Below are 21226 nucleotides of genomic sequence, written 5' to 3' on the forward strand. Positions count from 1 at the left end.
ATGTATTGATGAGTATCCTCGGGTATCTCTTTCTACACCGGATTGGAATAGCCCATCAGGCTCTCGTCCACAGCCCGCGCCACTTCGCGGCCTTCGCGGATGGCCCAGACCACCAGGGACTGACCCCGGTGCATATCGCCTGCCGTAAAGACATTCTTCACGTTGGTCTGGAATTTACCCGGCTCAGTCTTCACGTTGGTGCGCTCATTGACCTCCACGCCGAAGGCCTTGGTGACATATTCCTGGCTTCCGAGGAAGCCCGCAGCGATGAGCACCAGATCCACCTCGATCTCCTGCTCGCTGCCCTCGATGGGAACCATCATCATCCTGCCGGTCTTCTCGTCCTTTTTGCTCTCCAGCTTCACAAGGACCGCTTTCTTCAGATTTCCCTTTCCGTCGGCAATGAATTCCTTCACTGTGGTCTGGTACACTCTGGGATCCTTGCCAAATACGGCAATGGCCTCCTCCTGACCGTAATCGGTCTTCAGGATACGGGGCCACTGAGGCCAGGGATTGTTTGGAAGTCTTGTAACAGGAGGCTTCGGCATCATTTCCAGCTGAATGATGGATTCACAGCCATGGCGGATGGAGGTTCCCACACAGTCATTTCCGGTGTCGCCTCCGCCGATGACCATAACCTTCTTTCCCTTGGCGGAAATGAATTTTCCGTCCTTAAGATTTGAATCCAGCAGGCTCTTTGTGGTAGCTGTCAGGAAATCCACCGCAAAATAGATTCCCTTGGCCTCCCGGCCCGGCACCTTGATGTCCCTCGGATTGGACGCGCCGCAGGCCAGTATCACGCTGTCAAACTGGTTCATAAGATCTGCCGCCTTATAGTTCTCTCCCACATTGGCGTTCGTCACAAACTCCACGCCCTCGGCCCTCATGATATCCAGCTTCCTGTCAATGATCTTCTTATCCAGCTTCATATTGGGAATGCCGTAGCGCAGAAGGCCGCCGATCCGGTCTCTTCGTTCAAACACCGTCACCTGATGTCCTCTCTTGTTGAGCAGGTCAGCGGCAGCCAGGCCGGAGGGGCCGGAGCCCACAATGGCCACCCGCTTTCCGGTCCGTACCTTGGGAGGCATAGGCTTTACATACCCCTCCCGGTAGGCCGTCTCAATGATGCTCATCTCATTTTCCTTGATGGAGGTGGGCTGGCCATTGAGATTGCAGGTGCAGGCCACCTCACAGGGCGCCGGACATACCCGGCAGGTAAATTCCGGAAAGCTGTTAGTCTTGTGGAGACGGTTGTAAGCCTGCTTCCAGTTTCCACAGTAGACAAGATCATTCCACTCAGGAATCAGGTTGTTTAAGGGACACCCGGACACCATTCCATTGAACAGTACACCCGACTGACAGAAGGGCGTCCCGCAGTCCATACATCTCGCTCCCTGAAGCTTTTGTTTCTTGAGCGGCAGGGGCAAATGAAATTCATTGAAATTTTTGATTCGTTCCAGCGGAGGAATCACCTTTCCCGTCTCTCTCTCATAATCCAAAAATCCCGTAGGTTTTCCCATTTCAGTGTCCTCCTTCCTCTTCACCCTTTGCGTTGGCGAAGAAGGCTTCAATCTGTGCCTGCTCGCTGCTGAGTCCCTTCTCCTCCATCTGAACGATGGTATTCAGCATCCTCTTGTAGTCATAAGGGATGATCTTCTTAAACTTGGGCAGGTATTCGCCGAAGTGGTCCAGGATCTCCTTGCCTCTGGAAGAATTGGTGTATGCCACATGATCCTGAATCATTTTCTTAAGCTCCAGTACATCGTACTTGTTGGTAAGTACCTCCATGGAAACCATTTCCCTGTTGAGTCTCATGTAAAGATCGTTGTCCTCATCCAGCACATAGGCGATACCGCCGCTCATACCTGCCGCAAAGTTTTTCCCGGTCTTTCCGAGAACGACCACGCAGCCGCCGGTCATATACTCACAGCCATGATCTCCGACTCCTTCCACAACAGCGCTGGCTCCGGAGTTGCGGACGCAGAACCGCTCGCCCGCCAGACCGTTGATATAGGCCTTTCCGCTGGTGGCTCCGTAAAGAGCCACATTACCGATGATAATGTTGTCCTCCGCTGCGAAGCCGGCTCCCTGAGGAGGATAAATGATCAGCTTGCCGCCGGAAAGTCCTTTGCCAAAATAATCATTGCTGTCGCCGGTCACTTCCAGCGTCAAACCTGCGGGGATGAAGGCTCCGAAGCTTTGGCCGCCGCTTCCGTTGCATTTGATGGTAAAGGTATCTTCCGGAAGGCCATCGGGGAACCGTCTGGTGATCTCCGCTCCGAAGATCGTTCCGAAGGTCCGGTCCGTATTCTTAATATCCACTTCGATGCTCTTCTTCTGACCGCTCTCCAGGGCAGGCAGCAGCTTCTTTACAAGAACACGTTCATCCAGGGTCTTCTGAAGTTCAAAATTGTAAGCCTTCTTTTTATAATAACCGGCCAGCTTTGCTCCCACATAAGGGTTGTCGAGGATCTTTGACAGATCCACGGTCTTAGCCCGTTCAAAGTCAAAATCGGTCTTCATTTTCAGAAGGTCGGTCCGGCCCACCAGCTCATCCACTGTGCGGATACCCAGCTTAGCCATGTATTCCCGAAGTTCCTGAGCCACAAAGTGCATGAAATTGATGACGTATTCCGGTTTGCCGCGGAACCTCTTGCGAAGCTCCGGATTCTGAGTCGCAATACCAACCGGGCAGGTATCCAGACTGCACACTCTCATCATGACGCAGCCCATGGTTACCAGGGGAGCCGTTGCAAAGCCGAATTCCTCGGCGCCCAAAAGGGCTGCCACCAGCACGTCCCGTCCGTTCATCAGCTTTCCGTCCGTCTCCAAAATGACCTTATCCCTAAGGTCGTTCATGATCAGGGTCTGATGGGTCTCAGCCAGTCCCAGCTCCCAGGGAAGGCCTGCATTGTAGATGGAATTTCTCGGTGCCGCTCCGGTGCCTCCGTCAAATCCGGAGATCAGGATGACCTGAGCTCCTGCCTTGGCAACGCCGGCAGCTACTGTGCCCACGCCGGCCTCGGAAACAAGCTTCACGGAAATTCTCGCATTTTTGTTGGCATTCTTCAAATCGTAGATCAGCTGGGCCAGATCCTCGATGGAATAAATATCGTGATGAGGCGGCGGCGAGATCAGACTCACACCGGGAGTCGAATGCCTCGTCTTTGCGATCCAGGGATAAACCTTCTTGCCGGGAAGCTGGCCGCCCTCGCCGGGCTTTGCCCCCTGAGCCATTTTGATCTGGATCTCATCAGCACTCACCAGGAAACGGGAGGTTACGCCAAACCGGGCGGAAGCCACCTGCTTGATGGCCGAACAGCGGTCCTTGCCGGGAATTCCTTTGGTGGAAAGTCTCTCCAGCGCTTCGCCGCCCTCACCGGTGTTGGATTTGCCGTGGATGGCATTCATGGCCAGGGCCAGCGTCTCATGAGCCTCCTGGGAAATGGAGCCGTAGGACATGGCGCCGGTCTTAAACCGTCTGACAATGGAATCAACACTCTCCACCTCTTCGATAGGAATGCCCTTCCTGGGATATTTGAAATCAAGAAGGCCACGGAGGTTCATGGGATTTTTCTCCTCATGAAGAAGCTCCGAATATTCCTTGAACATCTCATAATTGCCTGTCTTGGTAGACTCCTGCAGAAGATGGATCGTCTTCGGATTGTAAAGATGCTCCTCCTTGCCGGAGCGGGACTTGTGGCTGCCCACACTTTCCAGGGTCAGATCCACCTGCAGTCCCAGAGGATCAAAGGCTGCCGAATGGAGCGCATCCACATCGGCTGCGATATCCTTTAAGGTCACGCCGCCCACACGGCTGACCGTATCGGTAAAGTATTTGTCCACGACCTCCTTGCAGATGCCGATGGCCTCGAAGATCTGGGAGCCCTGATAGGACTGGATGGTGGAAACGCCCATCTTGGATGCGATCTTTACGATGCCGTGAAGGACTGCCGAGTTGTAATCGTCCACCGCCGCATAATAATCCTTGTCAAGCATTCCGCTCTCAATGAGGTAACGGATGGATTCGTGGGCCAGATAGGGGTTGACCGCACAGGCGCCGTAACCCAGCAGGGTGGCGAAATGGTGAACCTCTCTCGGCTCACCGCTTTCCAGAATCATGGCCACCGAAGTACGTTTCTTGGTCCGCACCAGATGCTGCTGGAGCGCGGAAACCGCAAGCAGGGACGGAATCGGCACATGGTTCTCATCAATGCCCCGATCGGAAAGGATCAGGATATTGGCTCCGTCCCTGTGGGCTCTGTCCACTTCCAGGAACAGATGATCAATGGCCTTTTCCAGGGATGTATTCTTATAATAAATGATCGGGATCACCACCGGCTTAAGGCCAGGGACCTTCATGTTCTTGATCTTCAGAAGATCAGTACAGGTGAGGATCGGATTGTTGACCTTTAAGATCCTGCAGTTTTCCGGTACCTCCTTCAGCAGGTTTCCGTCACAGCCGATGTACACTGAGGTGGATGTAACGATCTCTTCCCGGATGGCATCGATTGGTGGATTGGTTACCTGGGCAAAGAGCTGCTTGAAGTAATTGAACAGGGGCTGATGCTGTTTGGAGAGCACTGCCAGAGGACTGTCTGCACCCATGGAGGAAACTGCTTCAATTCCGTCTCTTGCCATGGGAAGAATCATGGTCCTGTACTGCTCATACGTATAGCCGTAAGCCTTCTGGAGCTTTGCCCGCTCCTCCGGCGTGTAGACCGGAACCTTCTGATTGGGGATCTTCAGATTTTTAAGCTCCACCAGATTGCTGTCCAGCCATTCACCATAAGGCTGGCGATTGATGTAGCGGTTTTTCAAAGTCTCGTCATCGACTACCTCTCCTTTGACCGTATCGATGAGGAGCATTTTCCCCGGACGGAGTCTCTCTTTTTTAATTACGTTTTCCGGAGGGATCTCCAACGCACCCACCTCGGAGGAAAGGATCATATAGCCGTCCTTTGTCAGGTAATAACGGGACGGGCGGAGACCGTTTCTGTCGAGAACTGCACCAATGATATCGCCATCAGAGAATACGATGGAGGCAGGTCCGTCCCAGGGCTCCATCATGGTAGCATAATACTGATAGAAATCCTTCTTCTTCTGGCTCATGTACTTGTCATTGGCCCAGGGCTCCGGGATGGTGATCATTACCGCCAGAGGAAGCTCCATACCGCTCATGACAAGAAATTCCAGTGTATTGTCCAGCATTGCGGAGTCGGAACCGGTCTCATTGACCACAGGCACTACCTTGAGCATTTCTTCCTTGGTGAACTCCGATTCCATATTTTCTTCCCGGGCGATCATCCGGTCCACATTGCCGCGGATGGTATTGATCTCGCCGTTATGTACGATCATCCGGTAGGGATGCGCTCTCATCCAGCTGGGAGTCGTGTTGGTACTGAACCGGGAATGGACCACGGCGATGGCCGACTCATAATCGGGAGACTGAAGATCTGCAAAGAAGAGGCGCAGCTCCTTTACCATGAACATTCCTTTATATACGATGGTCCGGCTGGATAAGGACACCACATAGGTATTGTCGTTGCTCTGCTCAAAAACACGTCTGGCCACATAGAGCTTCCGGTCAAAATCAAGTCCCTTTTCCACTTCCTCCGGCTTGCCGATGAAGCATTGCTCAATACAGGGCATGCAGTCCACCGCCCGCTTACCGAGAATCGAAGGGTTTGTAGGGAGCTTTCTCCAGCCCAGGAACTTCATTCCCTCCTTCTCCACAATGATCTCAAACATCTTCTTGGCCTGATTGCGTTCCAGCTCATCGTTGGGGAAGAAAAACATGCCGACACCGTATTCTCGCTCTTCTCCCAGGGTGATCCCGCACTCTGCGGCCGCCTTTTTGAAAAATTTATGGGAGACCTGCAAAAGGATCCCGACACCGTCGCCTGTCTTTCCCTCTGCATCCTTGCCGGCCCTGTGCTCCAGGTTTTCGACAATTTTCAGAGCGTTCTCAACGGTCTGATGGCTTTTGATTCCTTTGATATTCACCACAGCGCCGACACCGCAGTTGTCATGCTCAAAGCTTTCGTCATACAGTCCGGGCACTTTTCTCTTTTCCTCTGTCTGCACTGTCTGATTTCTGTCCATAGTCCAATTCCTTTCCACGTCATAAAAAAAAGTGCTGGTACGGACAATTTCCGTATCGGCACTCCTTCGTGACGTATTCTTATTCTTATGAATTTTCCACCTGCAGCTTTTGATCTGCAACCTGTGTCTTATCATACATCTGTTTTTTCCATTTGTAAATAAAAACTTTTTCTTAAGTTTTCAGATAATTAGAAAATTCTATTCCTTCTTTGCAATTTGTTTCTGTATTTTTTTATTTTTCTTGGTTTTCCATCGGTATCCAAACAATTCCCTCCCATAATTTTTTCAATATCAGGTGAGTTTCGCTGTTTCATTCGAGGAAAATCCGTAAAAAAAGGGCCCGTCCCACCGGACAGGCCCCAACAAAACGGATTCTTTATTTTACAAGAGCAACGGTCTCTCTCATGATAGCCAGCTCTTCGTTGGTAGGAACAACAGCCACCAGCTTTGCAGAATCGTCTGCAGAGATCACGACCTCCTTGCCGCGGCAGTTATTCTTTGCTGCGTCGATCTTCACACCCAGGAAGCCCAGGTACTCGCAGACCTTCTCACGGATGAGAGGTGCATTCTCGCCGATGCCGGCAGTGAAAGCGATGGCGTCCACGCCGTTCATGGCTGCCACATAGGAGCCGACGATCTTTGCTACACGGTAGCAGAAAATATCGATGGCATCTGCAGCCAGCTGGTTGCCGTCTGCCATAGCCTCCTCCAGATCACGGAAGTCGCTGGAAAGACCCTTGGTCAGACCGTAAACGCCGGACTTCTTGTTAAGAATATTCAGCATCTCGCTGACGGTCTTGCCTTCCTTGTTGCAGATGTACTCAACAACAGCGGGATCAATGTCACCGGAACGGGTTCCCATAACAAGACCCTCCAGTGGAGTCAGGCCCATGCTGGTGTCCACACATTTGCTGTCCTTCACGGCACTGATGGAAGCACCGTTTCCGAGGTGGCACACGATCACCTTGGAGTTGTCCGGATCAAGGCCCAGGAACTTGATGGTCTCCTTGGAAACAAAGCTGTGGGAGGTTCCGTGGAAGCCGTATTTACGAATGTGATATTTCTCATAATACTCGTAAGGAATGCCGTACATAAATGCCTTGGTGGGCATGGTCTGATGGAAGGCGGTATCAAATACAGCCACATTGGGTTTGCCGGGCATCAGCTTCTGGCAGGCATAAATACCCTTCAGGTTTGCAGGATTGTGGAGCGGTCCCAGATCGCAGCACTCCTCAACCACCTGAAGAACCTCATCGTTGATGATGCAGGACTGGGTGATCTTTGCGCCGCCGTGGAGCACGCGGTGTCCAATGGCATCTACTTCATCCAGAGACTTCAGCACGCCGGTCTTTTCATTTACCAGTGCGTCCAGAACCATCTGGATCGCCTCAGTATGAGTGGGCATGGGAGCCTCGGTCACTTCCTTTTCTCCGCCTGCCGGCTGATAGATCAGACGGCCGTCAATGCCGATTCTCTCACAGAGTCCCTTTGCCTGGACCTGTTCTGTCTCGGAATCGATGATCTGATATTTCAGAGAAGAGCTTCCGCAGTTGATAATCAATACTTTCATTGGTTTGTATCCTCCTAAATAATATTCCTCACACATTGTGTAAAAATACACAGACTACTTTTATTTTATCGCGTTCCGCTTCCGGTGTAAAGTCCATTTTACCCGAAGATTGGTTTTTTCCGGGAACAAACGCCTCTTTTAACCGCGCCTGGAAAAGACGCAGCCACAGTAATTCTGACGGTACAGTCCGTACTCTCCGGAAAGCTCGATGGACCGCTTGTAACCGTCCTTCTTTTTAAAATCCGAGGGAAGATAAGCCACCCCGTATTCCTCAGAAAGGCCTTCCCCGATCTCCATAAGCTTCCCCGCATTCTTTAGAGGGCTGATAGAAAGGGTCGTACAGAAATAATCATACCCTCCCGCCTTTGCAAGCTCTGCGGCCCTGCGAAGGCGAAGCTCATAGCAGCGAAAGCACCGTTCGCCTCCCTCCGGCACCTGCTCCAGTCCCTTTGCCATCTGATAAAACATCTCCGGCTCATAGGGCCCTGCTTCAAACCGGATGGGATGGAGGACTGAACCGTTGATGGCATCGATAAACCGGAGGAGCTCCTCCTCCCGCTTTCTGTACTCCTCCTCCGGACTGATATTGGGATTGTAAAAATAATCGGTGACGGAAAAATACCGGGATAAATACTCCAGCACATAACTGGAGCAGGGTGCACAGCAGCTGTGCAGAAACAGAGAGGGCACCCTGCCCGTCTCTGCCGTTTCCGATTCGATCTTCTTTAAAAGAGCATCCAGCTCTCTCTGGTAATTCCTCATACCGCCCGCCATATCTGTTTCTCCTGTTCTTCCCTGAAATCTCCCGAAAAAGAATCGAAAACGCTGTCCGGCCATTCCCGGACAGCGCCTCAGCTTTTGTATTACAGAAAATCCCGGATCCGTTTGCTTCTCACCGGATTTCTCAGCTTCCGAAGAGCCTTCGCTTCGATCTGACGGATCCGCTCTCTCGTAACGTTGAATTCCTTTCCCACTTCCTCCAGAGTCCGGGGATGTCCATCCTCCAGGCCGAACCGCAGGACAATGACCTGACGTTCCCGCTCCTTCAGATCCTCCAGAAGCGTATCGATATGCTCACGGAGCATGACAGATTCCACATTTCCCTCCGGCGTCACAGCATTGCTGTCCGCCACGAAATCTCCCAGATTGGAATCATCCTCCTCACCGATGGGAGTTTCCAGGGAAGCAGGCTCACGGGCGATCTGCATGATCTCCATGACCTTCTCCTCTGTCATATCAAGCGCATTGGCCAGCTCCGTAACGGAGGGCTCGTAACCCAGCTCCAGAGTCAGCTTTCTCTGCATCTTTGACATTTTATTGATGGTCTCCACCATATGTACCGGAACACGAATGGTTCTGGCCTGATCGGCCAACGCTCTCGTCACCGACTGACGGATCCACCAGGTAGCATAGGTACTGAGCTTGTACCCCTTCGTATAATCAAATTTCTCCACGCCCTTGATCAGCCCCAGATTTCCCTCCTGAACCAGATCCAGGAAACTCATCCCACGGCCCGTATAGCGCTTTGCGATACTTACCACCAGACGGAGGTTGGCCTCAATGAGCCGCTCCTTGGCCGCCTGATCTCCCTCTGCCTTTTTCTTTGCCAGACGAAGCTCCTCGTCCGCCGTCAGCAGGGGAACCGTACCGATCTCCTTCAGATACATCCTGACAGGATCCTCGGTGCCGATGCCGTCCAGAAAATCAATGGCATCCAGGTCAATATCCTCTTCCTCTTCTTCATCCAATCGGAATGCGTCATCATCCGCGTCCAGGACCAGATCCTCATCAATGGTCAGTTCGTCATTCATCACGCGCAGGACATCAATCCCATTGTTCTCAAGGTACGTAATGATATCCTCGATCTGCTCGACCGTCAGCGGAGTGCCGGCAAAGGCGTCGTTGATATCATTCATATCGAGGGTGGACTTCTTGCTCTTGCCCAGTTCTACAAGTTTCTGCAAATCTTCACTAAACTTTCCTTTTTCCACTTGCTAACTTCCTTTCGCACACACTTATCCACGTTAATTTTTTATTATACAAGCATTTTCAACAAAAGTAAAGTCAAGATTTCATTTTTCTTTTATTTTCCTCCCCAAATGCCAGTTTACGACTTTTTCGGAAGAGAATGAGTCATTTTCATGACCTGAACTGCCCGACAGAGATTGTCAATAGACACCTCCGTCCGCTTTCCGCCAAATTCTCCGTCCAGTACCCATTCCACCGGCTCCTCAAACTGAAACTTCACATGGGAGGCTGTGAAATGGCGCACCAGCTTGGATTTGTGCCCATTCTGCAGAAGATTTGTCACCACCTCGGGAATCTGGAAGATATTCTGGGGATTCTCCACCAGAAGGATCTCAAAGGCACCATCGTCAAGGCGCACATTTTTCCCGTTCAGGCCCTTAAAACCGGCGATCTGATTGGCATTGCTGACCATACCCACCAGCACGTCTCCCTCATAGCGCTCCGTCTCCGTCTCCATGATCACATGGTGAGCTTTGATGGCGCCCAGACCTTTCGCCGCCTCCAGGATATAGGCCGGATGACCCAGTACAGCCTTGAGCTCATGAGAGGTCTTGTAGGGCACATCGGTGAACGCTCCGAATGCAGCTACATAAACAAAATACCGCTCATCGAAGCTTCCCACATCCACAGGACATGCCGTACCCATGACAATGCGCTCGGCAGCCCGAAGCATATTTCTGGGGATCTTGTGGCTGGCTGCAAAATCGTTGGTGGTGCCGGCAGGAATATAACCGATACAGGGCTTTTCCGAAAATCCCATGACTCCGGAAACCACCTCGTTCAAAGTCCCGTCGCCGCCGCTTCCCACGATCAGATCCATTTCCGCTCCCCGTTCCTCCACGATCCGCTTTGCATCCATGGCTCTCTGGGTCACATAAACCTCGATCTGATAACCTGCCTTGGTAAAAATATCGAGAATATCCATTAATTTTGTACGAATCTGTGCCCTTCCCGAAAGAGGGTTAAAGACAAACAGCATTTTCCTGCTCATTTTTCTATCCTGTCCTTCCCTGCCGAAGTTCCGAAACGGTCTTCGGCAAACAACTTCGCAGGTAAAATTTTACTCTTTTCAAACATTTACGTCAATCATTTTACAAAAGCTTAAGATTTTCCGCCTTATAATACCCGAATAATTCTGGAAATTTTCCGAATCACCGACATTCCCTCAAGGACTGCCATGGCATCCTGAAAATGACGTTCTCTGACAGAATCGGTGACGATCACGATCTCCGCAAAGCCGTCCTGGGTATTTTTCTGGATCAGCTTCGCAATGCTGACGCCGTTGTTTCCGAATACAGCTGCAATAGTTGCCAGCACCCCGGGCCGGTCCTCGGCATGAAGACGCATGAAATACTTGCTCTCAATGTCGCCGATCTCCTTGATGGGCAGATCCCGGTAGCAGCTGCAGCCAATGCGGCCCGAAGAGCCCCATTCCATATTCCGCAGAATATCGATGACGTCTCCCACCACGGCGCTGGCCGTGGGCATCTCTCCTGCTCCTCTCCCGTAAAACATGGCATCGTCCACCGCATCCCCGTGGACAAAGACTGCATTGAAGGCATCCTTGACGGAAGCCAACGGATGGGAACATGGAATCAGCATGGGATGCACTCTGGCCTCAATGCCGTCGGGCGTATTCTTCGCCACGCCCAGAAGCTTGATGTCGCATCCCAGCTCTCTGGCGTATTTGATGTCCTTGGCACTGATCCTGGAAATTCCTTCCGTGTAGACATCGTTGAAGGTCACCCGGGAATGGAAGGCAATGGAGGCCATAATGGCCACCTTTCTGGCTGCATCATAACCCTCCACGTCTGCCGTCGGATCCGCCTCCGCATAACCAAGCTCCGTGGCAACCGCCAGGGCCTCGTCAAATTCCATATTCTCATCTGTCATTTTTGTCAGAATAAAATTGGTGGTTCCATTGACGATCCCCATCACATCGGAGATCTCATTGCCGGCAAGGCACTGCTTAAGAGGCCGTAGGATCGGAATCCCCCCTGCCACAGACGCCTCGAAGAGAAAGTCGCAGTGATTCTCCTTCGCTGTCATGAGAAGCTCCCTGCCCCGGACAGCGATGAGATCCTTGTTGGCAGACACCACATGGCGGCCCGCCTTCAGTGCCTCCATGATATAGGTGCCCGCCGGTTCCATTCCGCCCATGACCTCAATGATCACAGAGATGCTGTCATCTCCGATGATCTCCTGCCAGTCATTGGTCAAAAGGCTTCTGTCCGCCTTCTTTGCCGCCTTTTCGATGTTCCTCACAAGGATCTTCGCAACCTCTATCTCCACTCCTGCCCGCTTTGGCATCTCTGCTTTCCGCATTTCCAGAAGCCTGTAAACGCCTCCGCCAACGGTCCCCAGTCCCAAAATTGCTATCCTGATCTTCTTCATGCTGCCGCCTCCGTCTTATGTTGTTTCGTTCCTGATTTTTCTAGTAATGATTCTATGCAGGAATGCTCTGTTTGTCAATGATAAATGGCTCCGATGGAAAATCTGTTTTTATTAAAAAAACTTCCTATAATTTATTCCTAATTTTTTTAATCATTTTCCCCGAAAACCCACAAAAACGCCAAAAAATCGGAACGGGGATTGCCTAATTTGTAAAATGCTGTTAAAGTATTAAATAATATTTTAAGGAGGTTTTTTTCTATGTCCGACGATGAAAGATACAACCCCGCAGATGCCGACTTTGATGCTCGACTGGACCAGCTGGTGGAATACTGCAGAAATTCCAACCGCATAGATCTGAATCTCTACACCGAATATGATGTGAAACGCGGTCTGCGTGATTCCAACGGAAAGGGTGTGCTGACCGGTTTAACCGAGATCTCCGACGTCATCGGCTTCGACTCTGTCAAGGGCAAGAAGGTTGCCGCAGAAGGCCGTCTATATTACCAGGGATATAATGTCAAAGACCTGATAAATGGCTTTCAGGGCCGGAAGTTTGCCTTCGAGGAGATCACTTATCTGCTGCTCTTCGGCGATCTTCCCACCCGCGCCCAGATGGATGAGTTCCTGGAGCTGATGGGACACTACCGAAATCTGCCGGATACCTTCGTCCGCGATATCATTATGAAGGCTCCCAGCCGTGATATTATGAACTCCCTGCAGAAAAGCGTACTTACCCTTTATACCTACGATAAAAACCCTGATGACATCTCGGTTCCCAACGTGTTAAAGCAGTCTCTTCACCTGATTGCCCAGTTCCCGCTGATCTCCGTGTATGCTTATCAGGCCTACCGCCACTATCATCTGGACAAAAGCCTGGTGATCCGCAATCCGAAGCCGCAGCTTTCCACGGCAGAGAATATCCTGCGCCTTCTGAGACCCGACGGTCAGTACACCGAGCTGGAAGCAAAGGTTCTGGATGTGGCGCTGGTGATCCATGCCGAGCACGGCGGCGGCAACAACTCCACCTTCACCACCCACGTGGTTTCCTCCAGCGGCACCGACACCTATTCGGCCGTCACCGCTTCCTTAAGCTCCCTGAAGGGCTTCAAGCACGGCGGCGCCAATCTGAAGGTCCAGAATATGTTTGCCGACCTGAAGGCCCATGTATCCGACTGGACCGACGAGGCAGCCATCGCCGGCTACCTGGAAAAGCTCATCAACCGGGAAGCCTTTGATAAAAGCGGCCTGATCTACGGCATTGGCCACGCAGTATATACAAAATCCGATCCCCGATGCGTGATCCTCAAGCAGTATGCAGAAGCCCTCTCAAAGGAAAAGGACCGTTCTGATGAATTCCTGCTTTACACCACTGTAGAGCGCCTGGCCTGCCAGCTGCTTGCTGAAAAGAAAAACCTTCACAAGGATGTCTGTGCCAACGTGGACTTCTACAGCGGCTTTGTTTACAACATGCTTGGTCTGCCCAATGAGCTGTTCACCCCCATCTTCGCCATCTCCCGTATTTCCGGCTGGTGCGCGCACCGGATGGAGGAGCTGGTCAATTCCAGCAAGATCATCCGTCCCGCCTACAAATATGTGGGACACCACAGAGATTATGTGGCTCTGGATGACCGGAAATAAATCCGAAACTTTTTCTGAAACTTCAGGAGCCGTTACAAAACAGATGGATTCCTTCCTCTGTGTTGTAACGGCTCTTTTTGTATAACCGTCTATTTCAGATAAAATAACACTCCGAGGGTCCCCGGTCCGCAGTGACTGGAAATGACACCTCCTGCCCTCGTCTCTATGATCTCGTCAAATCTCCCCAGGCCCGCCAGATAGGAATGCACTTCCTCCACCACCTGACGGTCACAGCCGGAATGGGTGATAAACACCCGTTTCTCATCGGCCATGAGAAGCTCTTCCTTCATATCCTTCGTATATTTCACAAGTACCCGGTCGAGAGTTCCCCGATACTTCTTATCCACCTGCATCCGCCCGTCCTTCACCTCGATCCTGGGCTTCAGCTTCAAAGTGTTGGCCAAAAGGGCTGTCACCGAAGAGCATCTTCCTCCTCTGGCCAGATAGGTCAGGGTATCGACTACAAAGCTTGCCCGCACCTTGCAGCGGTCCCGTTCTATCCGTTCCACGATCTCCTCTGCCGAAGCTCCTGCCTCGGCCATTTCAGCGGCCCGAAGGACCTGAAGGCCGATACCTGTAGAAAGGTTCTCGGAATCCACCACAAATACACGGTCTGTCCCCAGCTCCTCTGCTGCCAGCCGCATCACATTGCAGGTGGTGCTCATGCCTTCGGAAATACCGAAAAACACCACATCCTGCCCCGCCTCCACATAGGGGCGCACGGTCTCCACGGCCATTTCCATGGAAATCGCCGCTGTCTTCGGTGTCGTTTTGTGTTCCTCTGCCCACCTGAAAATCTCTTCCGGCGATATCTCTGTCCTGTCAAAATAGCTTTTATCATCCATCACGATGCAAAGGGGGATCATCCCAATATCATGAGCCTGTAAAAGCCCGTCCGTCAGATCGCAGGTGCTGTCCGCAATGATCTTTACCTTTGTTTTCATTTCATCAACTTCCTTCCTCCAGAAACTCATGGACATGTCTGTTAAACTCCTCAGGTCTCTCAGCTGCAATAAAATGAGTTCCGTCCATCACACAAAGCCTGCTTCCCGGAATACTCCTCTGAAGCTTCCTCGTATGAGAATCCCGGATCATATCTTTTGTCCCAGCCATCACAAGGGTCGGAACGGAAAACCCGGCAAAGTCCTCCGGCCGGATATGAGGTTCCTTTACCATAAGGCCAAGAAGCTCCTTTTTCTTCACGGCCTTTTGATCAAAACGTGCAGCAGCCAAAGCAGCACACCAGCCCAGAACAATGGGGATCTGGTATCGGAGCTTTACCCCCGACGGCCTTGTGTTTCCGCCGTCCAGAATCAGCTTTTCCACATATTCCGGATGGGAAAGCGCAAACAGCATGGCAATATTGGCCCCGTCGCTGAAGCCCAGGAGAAGGATCCTTCTTAATTCCATTTGGTCCAGAAGTTCTTTTAAATCCTCCGCAAACTGACGCAGGGTAAAGGGAGCTGTACCCCTGGGAGATCTTCCGTGGCCCCTCGTGTCCACAGCAATGACCCGGTAATCATTCTTTAAATATTCCATTTGTGCCGAAAAATAGGAGCTGTCCTCTCCATTTCCGTGGAGAAGTACAAGGGGTGTTCCCCGCCCTTCCTCCGTATAAAACAGTTTAAAATTCTTTTCCATTTTCTCCTCCGTCCTGTCTGATCTCCTCTTGCCAGCAGCCACAGAAAGGCGGTATAATACTGACGAAAGGATGGGCAGCTTCCATGAAAGAAAAACATGAAGAAACATATGAAAATCAAACTTGTCCCCGTGACGGCAGAAAGGCCGTCCACACTGTCTGGATCGCCAAGAGCACCTGTACCAGATTTCCTGACGACGTTCTGGATTTCTCCTGCAGCCTGGATCCTGATTGTTCCGAATGCATCTCAGAATATCCGTAGGTCTTCACTGGTTCTCTTTCTTTACACTTATTATCCCAGTCAATTTCCAGATTTTCCATGTAGTAAAAAGAAAGAGGCCTTACACCTCCTCTTTTTATCCGATTTCAAATTCCATTCCCGTATGTAAAGCTTCCGCCACGCCGGGAAGCTCCTCCTCCAGAACAGCCATTGCCCTCTCTCCGGTACAATGTCCGGTGATAAGTCTCCGTATTCCAAGCTTCCGTACCCTGCCGGCCAGCGCCCGCACCTCCTGCTCCGAAGTCCGGTAAAGATGCAGACCTCCTATTAGTGCACAGATCTCTTTGCCCGGAAAAGCATCCGTGACCTCGCGGATAATCGTATCCGCTCCGCCGTGGGAACAGCTGCTGAAAATCACCAGCCCCTCCTTTGTGTCAAGTACAAGGCTCTGCTCATGGGCAAAGGAATCGGGAACCAACCTTCTTCCCCGTTTCACATAAAGCCCCGCCCGTGCACCTGTTTTATCAAGACCGGGTGTCTTATGTGGAACCAGATATGCTCCGGGAATCATTTCAAAAATCCCATCTGCATACACGATCCGATCCGTATACTGTTCCAAAAATCCTTTTTTTATCCCAATATACTTATGAAATATCCACCTTTTTCCATAACAGTTCTCACCGGTACCGACTCTCATGTAAAAGGAGGCAGTCCTGTTCCTGGAAAAGAACTCCGCCAGGCCATCGGAATGGTCGTAATGAGCATGGGACAGCACACCGTATTCAATCTCCTCGAGATTTACGCCAAGGCTTTCCGCATTTTTCACAAAGGCTCCACTGGATCCCGTGTCAAGCAAAAGCTTGTGGCCCTCATACTCAATATACACCGCCAGGCCCCACTCACAGATCAGTCCGTGGTCAGACTTATTATCAATCAGAATTCTTGCGTACATTTCCCTCTCCCTACATCACTGATACTTCCTGCTGTCTCACTCTCAATAAAAGGTCGCCACAGCCTCCTTGGGCGGCTCTGTCTTCTCCATGGAAAGAACCGTAAGCACCGGTCCCTTCCGGCCGTACAGCTTGTGGAATTTGAATTCCATTTTAAACCGCATTTTATACCAGGTCCGGCTCTCGGGCAACTGATTCGGTTCCCCCTGAGCTAAAAAGCTGGCAAACTGAATGTCATCCACACAGCAGGTCATGACCTGTCGGCCAAAGGCAAAGCTCCCCTGCTTAAATCGGGGATTGACGATGGCCATGCCCTTATACTCCACGATCTTTCCGTGATATTTTTTCGGCTCTTCCGATACATCCCGGTACCAAATGGCATAGTCCTCATCCTTCAGTTCGATGACCGGCGCATTGAGATCGTAGGGAAGAGGATCTTCGATGTCATCGTATTCCACTCTTCCCTCCCCGTATTCATAGGCGATATCTGTCCGCCGGCTTACACCGCGGACGATCTTGTGAAATTCCATCTTATCCATGGACTCGGTGAACCGGTTAAATACTACCAGTTCACAGCTGGATAGCTTATCGACCACAAGACTTCTCATATTGGCATTGTAGCCTAAGAAGGTGGACGCATCCACAAACAGGAACTCCTGGCATACCGCCCAGGCATCCGGCATATTGTCGTAAAGGCTGCTAAGCTGCCACATACCGTTGTACTCAACAAGGACCCGTTCTGCCCTGTGCTTTTTTTCCAGATAATCCAGAACCCTTGGAGTCAGATCTGACTCATGTTCCAGTGTCTCTATAAACACATTTTCCATACAGGGAAGCGTGGTGTCGTATTCCAGTTCTCCTTCCTCGCAGAGAAGAAGCAGTGTCCGCTCCCCGTCATTGAATCGTTTGTCTCCCAGAGTCTCCTGAATAAACTTTGTCTTTCCTGCTTCCAGAAATCCGGTAAACAGATAAACCGGCAAATCTTCCATTTTCTCTCCTCCAATCAGGCAAACAGCTTTTTCAGAGCTTCCTCATTTATGTGAGAACCGATCACGCACAGACGGCCCGTAACTGCTGCCGAACCGTCACGGACATTTTTTTCACCGGGCACATAATCAAAATGAAGGAATCCTTCCCCGGCTCCGGCCACAATTCCCTTGGCTCGGAGGATCGTTCCGTATTGTTCGCTGTCATCCAATGCCTCCAGCGCCCGCTCAAGCTCCTCCTTCGTAAATCTTCTGGTCGTCTCCACGCCCCAGCTGGTGAACACCTCATCTGCATGATGATGGTGATGGTCATGATCGTGGTCATGGCCGCAGCAGCAGTCTCCGTCATGATGATGGTCATGATCATGATGGTCGTGATCATGATCGTGGTGGTCATGATCGTGATGGTCGTGATCGTGATGGTCGTGATCATGGTCGTGGCCGCAGCAGCAGTCTTCCCCGTGATGATGCTCATGGTCATGATCGTGATCATCGTGGTGATGATGGTCGTGATCGTGATGGGCTTCCTCTTCCAGCTCCCGAAGCTCTTCTTCCAGAGTATCCTTATGCTCCATGGCTTCCAGGATCTGTGCTCCGGAAAGCTGATCCCAGGGAGTCGTAATGATCGTTGCCACCGAATTATGCTCTCTTAAAAGCTCCACGCAGGCCGCCAGCTTCTGGTCGGAGATCCCGTCGGTGCGGCTTAATATAATGGAATTGGCGTGTTCCACCTGGTCATTGTAAAACTCACCGAAGTTCTTCATATACATTTTGCATTTTCCCGCATCAGCTACGGCTGTAAAGCTGTTTAAGGACACATCCTCCATATGAAGATTCTGCACCGCGCGGATCACATCACTCAGCTTGCCGACACCGGAGGGCTCAATGAGTATTCTGTCCGGATGGAACTGATCCAGCACCTTTTTCAGAGCTTCGCCAAAGTCACCTACCAGACTGCAGCAGATACAGCCGGAATTCATCTCGGTGATCTCAATGCCGGAATCCTGCAGAAAACCGCCGTCAATGGCGATTTCGCCGAATTCGTTTTCAATCAGCACAAGCTTCTCGCCTGCGAAAGCTTCCTTGATCAGCTTTTTGATCAGAGTTGTCTTTCCGGCTCCCAGAAAACCGGAAAAAATATCTATTTTTGTCATGATTTCTTCTTCCTTTCTCTTATTAAATTGCAGGCAGAAGCCCGCAGGACATATTTTAATGCTTTTTTCCAGAAGTTGCAAGCCCCTTTGTCCCGCATCCCATCATTGCCTTGAAAACGCGCCTCCGATTCATTATAATAGCTATATAAAACAGAGCCAATCGCGGGAAAGGAGGCTGTTAAATGGAAAAAATCTTTCGGGCCGGCATTGTGGGGGCCGGAATGATGGGAGTTCTTCAGGCCGAAGCGCTCCGAAGAATCCCCGGCGTACAGATTGCCGCCGTCACCAGCAGAAATCTGGAAACTGCAAAGAGCTTCTGCAGGGAACGGTTTATTCCTCACGCCTACGATAACCTGGAGGAGATGCTGGAAAAAGAACAGCTGGATGTTCTTCATGTATGTACTCCCAACAATTCTCACTTTGAGATCAGCAAAAAAGCACTGCTCTCCGGTGTCCACGTTTACTGCGAAAAACCACTTGCAAACTCGTCAGAGGAAACAGAGCAGCTTGTGACCCTTGCCAGGGAAAAAGGACTGGCTGCAGCCGTCAATTTCAATTACCGCCATAATGCCATCGTTCAGGATATGCACGAGCGTGTCGCCGGTGAAGAATGGGGACGGACCTTTTTTGTCCATGGCCGCTATATCCAGGACTGGCTGATGTATGAGGATGACTATAACTGGCGCTGCATTCCCGGGCTCGGCGGAGCTTCCCGTGCCGTCGCCGACATCGGCTCCCACTGGTTCGACACCGTGCAGTTCATCACCGGCAAAAAAATCACCCGGGTATTTGCCAGACTGCTGACCGTCCATGAAACGAGGAAACAATTTGAAACTCCGGCTACCACCTTTGGAAAGCCCTCCGGAGACCAGCCTGCCATGGTCAGAGTCGATTCAGAGGACGCAGCTTTCATTCTGGTGGAGTTTGAGGACGGTACCTGCGGAAATGCTGTGGTCTCCCAGGTATCCGCAGGTCATAAAAATGACTTTGCCGTAAACATCGACGGCTCCCGTTATTCCATGTACTGGCACCAGGAAACCCCCGACAGGCTGCTCATCGGCAGCAGGGAATCGGGAACGACCCTCATTCATTCCTCCCCTGACACCCTTCATGGGTCTGCCATCCCCTACGCCTCTCTTCCCGGAGGCCATCCGGTCGGCTGGAACGATGCGCTGACAAATGCCATCAGCCAGTTTTACCGGTATCTGAGAGAGGGCGGCGAGCCTCATTTTGCCACCTTTGAGGATGGGCATCATATTGAAAAGCTGCTGGAGGCCTGTCTCGAAAGCAACCGTCTTGGGCAATGGGTCGATGTGAAATAATTCTGAAAAGATCCGCAACGATTAAGGGTACTGCCGGCCGCAGTACCCTTTCCCTTTTTCAATCGAATACACCTGTCATCTTCCAAAATATGCATCAATGCCGTTGGCGATCCCATCCACGATCCTTGACTGACAGGAGGAGGATGCCATCTCCAGATCCTCATCGGGATTGCTCATATAACCCATCTCCACAATGGTCACAGGCACCTCACACCAGTTGATCCCACTCATGGTATCCGTCTCCCATACTCCGTTGCTTCCAAATCCTGTGGATGATGTCATATAATCCAGAACACAGTCGGAAAGCTCCCGGCTTTCTGCATAGATTTCACTGCAGTAAGGATTGGACGAGGTCGGACAGATGGTCATGGAGCCCGTCTTCGAGCTGTTATCGGACCCATTGGCATGGATCCGGATAAAAATGTCAGCATCCGCATTGTTGGCAATGGCAGCTCTCTCTGCATTGCTGATATTCACATCGTTTGTTTCCCGGATCATCAGGACCTGATAGCCTCTGGCCAGAAGCTCGTCTCGCAGCTTAAGGGAAACCGTCAGATTCAGCTCATACTCATCCAGACCGGAGGCTGCTCCCGCAGTACCGTAGGAAACCTTTTTCTTCGTCTCGGAAGCTCCCGGACCGATGGGCTCCTTCTCATTGTTCCCGACAGCCTGATGTCCTGCATCAATGCAGACCAACGGACCGCTTCCTCCATGATAGATTCCTGTGCCGGCCTGACCGGAGCCTGCCGGAACGGTGGCCGGCTCTTCCGTCGTCAGATATGCAGAAGCGATATAGCATATCTGTCCCTCATATTCCACGCGGCTCCAAGTATCGTTATAGCCTGTCCGTTTCACTGATTTTCCGGCACGAAGCTTTCCCACTGCCTCCGCGGCAGTATCCGCATTCACCCGGATATTTACGGTTTCCGTTGCATATACCGTCTCATCCACATCCTGAAAGGAAACCGCCGTTGTCTCGGCCACGGTTTCAGCCCCGGTGGCCTCTGCCGTCGTCGTCGCTGCCGTCGTATCTGTCTGAACCGGAGCGGAGCTCTCTCCGCTTCCCTGGACTGACGGCGAAAGAGTTTCCACTGCTTCTCCCGATGACTCAACAGAAACCGCCGTCTTTTTGCAGCCGCTGACAGCCAGACTGACTGCTGTCAAAAAGACAAGGGGCAGCACCCGGCACAATCTCTTTTTCATAATCAAGCTCCTCCCTG

The 21226-nt window shown here is 51.5% G+C and carries 16 protein-coding genes; 3 read left to right on the plus strand and 13 right to left on the minus strand.

The window, feature by feature from the left end:
- Positions 1 to 32: 32 nt before the first annotated feature.
- From QJ036_RS07370 to QJ036_RS07400, 7 genes are all read right to left on the minus strand, one after another.
- Entirely contained in the window at positions 33 to 1520 is a 1488-nt protein-coding gene (locus tag QJ036_RS07370; RefSeq protein WP_283230742.1) for a glutamate synthase subunit beta, read from the minus strand.
- A gap of 1 nt (position 1521) precedes the next feature.
- Positions 1522 to 6105, minus strand: a complete 4584-nt coding sequence (gene gltB / locus QJ036_RS07375) for a glutamate synthase large subunit (protein ID WP_283230743.1) — start codon at positions 6103 to 6105, stop codon at positions 1522 to 1524.
- Between the two features lie 376 nt (positions 6106 to 6481).
- Complete coding sequence (locus QJ036_RS07380; protein ID WP_283230744.1) at positions 6482 to 7675, minus strand: acetate kinase; 1194 nt, start codon at positions 7673 to 7675, stop codon at positions 6482 to 6484.
- A gap of 138 nt (positions 7676 to 7813) precedes the next feature.
- On the minus strand, positions 7814 to 8449 hold the full coding sequence (locus QJ036_RS07385) for an epoxyqueuosine reductase QueH (RefSeq protein WP_283230745.1): 636 nt from the start codon (positions 8447 to 8449) through the stop codon (positions 7814 to 7816).
- A gap of 89 nt (positions 8450 to 8538) precedes the next feature.
- Positions 8539 to 9666 (minus strand): RNA polymerase sigma factor RpoD, encoded by a 1128-nt coding sequence (rpoD, locus tag QJ036_RS07390; protein WP_283230746.1) that lies wholly within the window; start codon positions 9664 to 9666, stop codon positions 8539 to 8541.
- 116 nt (positions 9667 to 9782) lie between these two features.
- Positions 9783 to 10694, minus strand: a complete 912-nt coding sequence (locus QJ036_RS07395; protein ID WP_283230747.1) for a diacylglycerol/lipid kinase family protein — start codon at positions 10692 to 10694, stop codon at positions 9783 to 9785.
- Between the two features lie 125 nt (positions 10695 to 10819).
- Positions 10820 to 12097, minus strand: coding sequence for a homoserine dehydrogenase (locus tag QJ036_RS07400; protein WP_283230748.1), 1278 nt, complete (start codon positions 12095 to 12097; stop codon positions 10820 to 10822).
- 258 nt (positions 12098 to 12355) lie between these two features.
- On the opposite strand from QJ036_RS07400, the gene QJ036_RS07405 reads away from it, so the two are divergent.
- Positions 12356 to 13735: a citrate/2-methylcitrate synthase gene (locus QJ036_RS07405; RefSeq protein WP_283230749.1), complete on the plus strand. Its 1380-nt coding sequence runs from the start codon at positions 12356 to 12358 to the stop codon at positions 13733 to 13735.
- A gap of 89 nt (positions 13736 to 13824) precedes the next feature.
- Here the strand turns inward: QJ036_RS07405 and QJ036_RS07410 are convergent, their stop codons facing one another.
- A complete protein-coding gene (locus QJ036_RS07410; protein WP_283230750.1) occupies positions 13825 to 14679 on the minus strand; it encodes a DegV family protein in 855 nt (284 codons plus the stop codon).
- 4 nt (positions 14680 to 14683) lie between these two features.
- Positions 14684 to 15376, minus strand: a complete 693-nt coding sequence (locus QJ036_RS07415; protein ID WP_283230751.1) for an alpha/beta fold hydrolase — start codon at positions 15374 to 15376, stop codon at positions 14684 to 14686.
- A gap of 83 nt (positions 15377 to 15459) precedes the next feature.
- Here QJ036_RS07415 and QJ036_RS07420 point away from each other — a divergent pair, with 83 nt between their 5' ends.
- A complete protein-coding gene (locus QJ036_RS07420) occupies positions 15460 to 15636 on the plus strand; it encodes a hypothetical protein (RefSeq protein WP_283230752.1) in 177 nt (58 codons plus the stop codon).
- A gap of 94 nt (positions 15637 to 15730) precedes the next feature.
- On the opposite strand, the gene QJ036_RS07425 is transcribed toward QJ036_RS07420, so the two are convergent.
- The 3 genes from QJ036_RS07425 to QJ036_RS07435 are packed head-to-tail and all read right to left on the minus strand — an operon-like array spanning position 15731 to position 18684.
- Positions 15731 to 16546, minus strand: coding sequence for an MBL fold metallo-hydrolase (locus QJ036_RS07425; RefSeq protein ID WP_283230753.1), 816 nt, complete (start codon positions 16544 to 16546; stop codon positions 15731 to 15733).
- Positions 16547 to 16588: 42 nt separating this feature from the next.
- Positions 16589 to 17533, minus strand: a complete 945-nt coding sequence (locus QJ036_RS07430; RefSeq protein WP_283230754.1) for a TIGR03943 family putative permease subunit — start codon at positions 17531 to 17533, stop codon at positions 16589 to 16591.
- Positions 17534 to 17547: 14 nt separating this feature from the next.
- Positions 17548 to 18684 (minus strand): CobW family GTP-binding protein, encoded by a 1137-nt coding sequence (locus QJ036_RS07435; protein WP_283230755.1) that lies wholly within the window; start codon positions 18682 to 18684, stop codon positions 17548 to 17550.
- 182 nt (positions 18685 to 18866) lie between these two features.
- Here QJ036_RS07435 and QJ036_RS07440 point away from each other — a divergent pair, with 182 nt between their 5' ends.
- Positions 18867 to 20006 carry a Gfo/Idh/MocA family protein gene (locus QJ036_RS07440; protein WP_283230756.1) on the plus strand — a complete coding sequence of 380 codons (1140 nt, stop codon included), beginning with the start codon at positions 18867 to 18869 and terminating at the stop codon, positions 20004 to 20006.
- Between the two features lie 75 nt (positions 20007 to 20081).
- Here the strand turns inward: QJ036_RS07440 and QJ036_RS07445 are convergent, their stop codons facing one another.
- Entirely contained in the window at positions 20082 to 21209 is a 1128-nt protein-coding gene (locus QJ036_RS07445; protein WP_283230757.1) for an N-acetylmuramoyl-L-alanine amidase, read from the minus strand.
- Positions 21210 to 21226: the final 17 nt, after the last annotated feature.

The organism is Fusibacillus kribbianus, assembly GCF_030053595.1.
In the GTDB taxonomy this organism is placed as follows: Bacteria; Bacillota; Clostridia; order Lachnospirales; family Lachnospiraceae; genus Lientehia; species Lientehia kribbiana.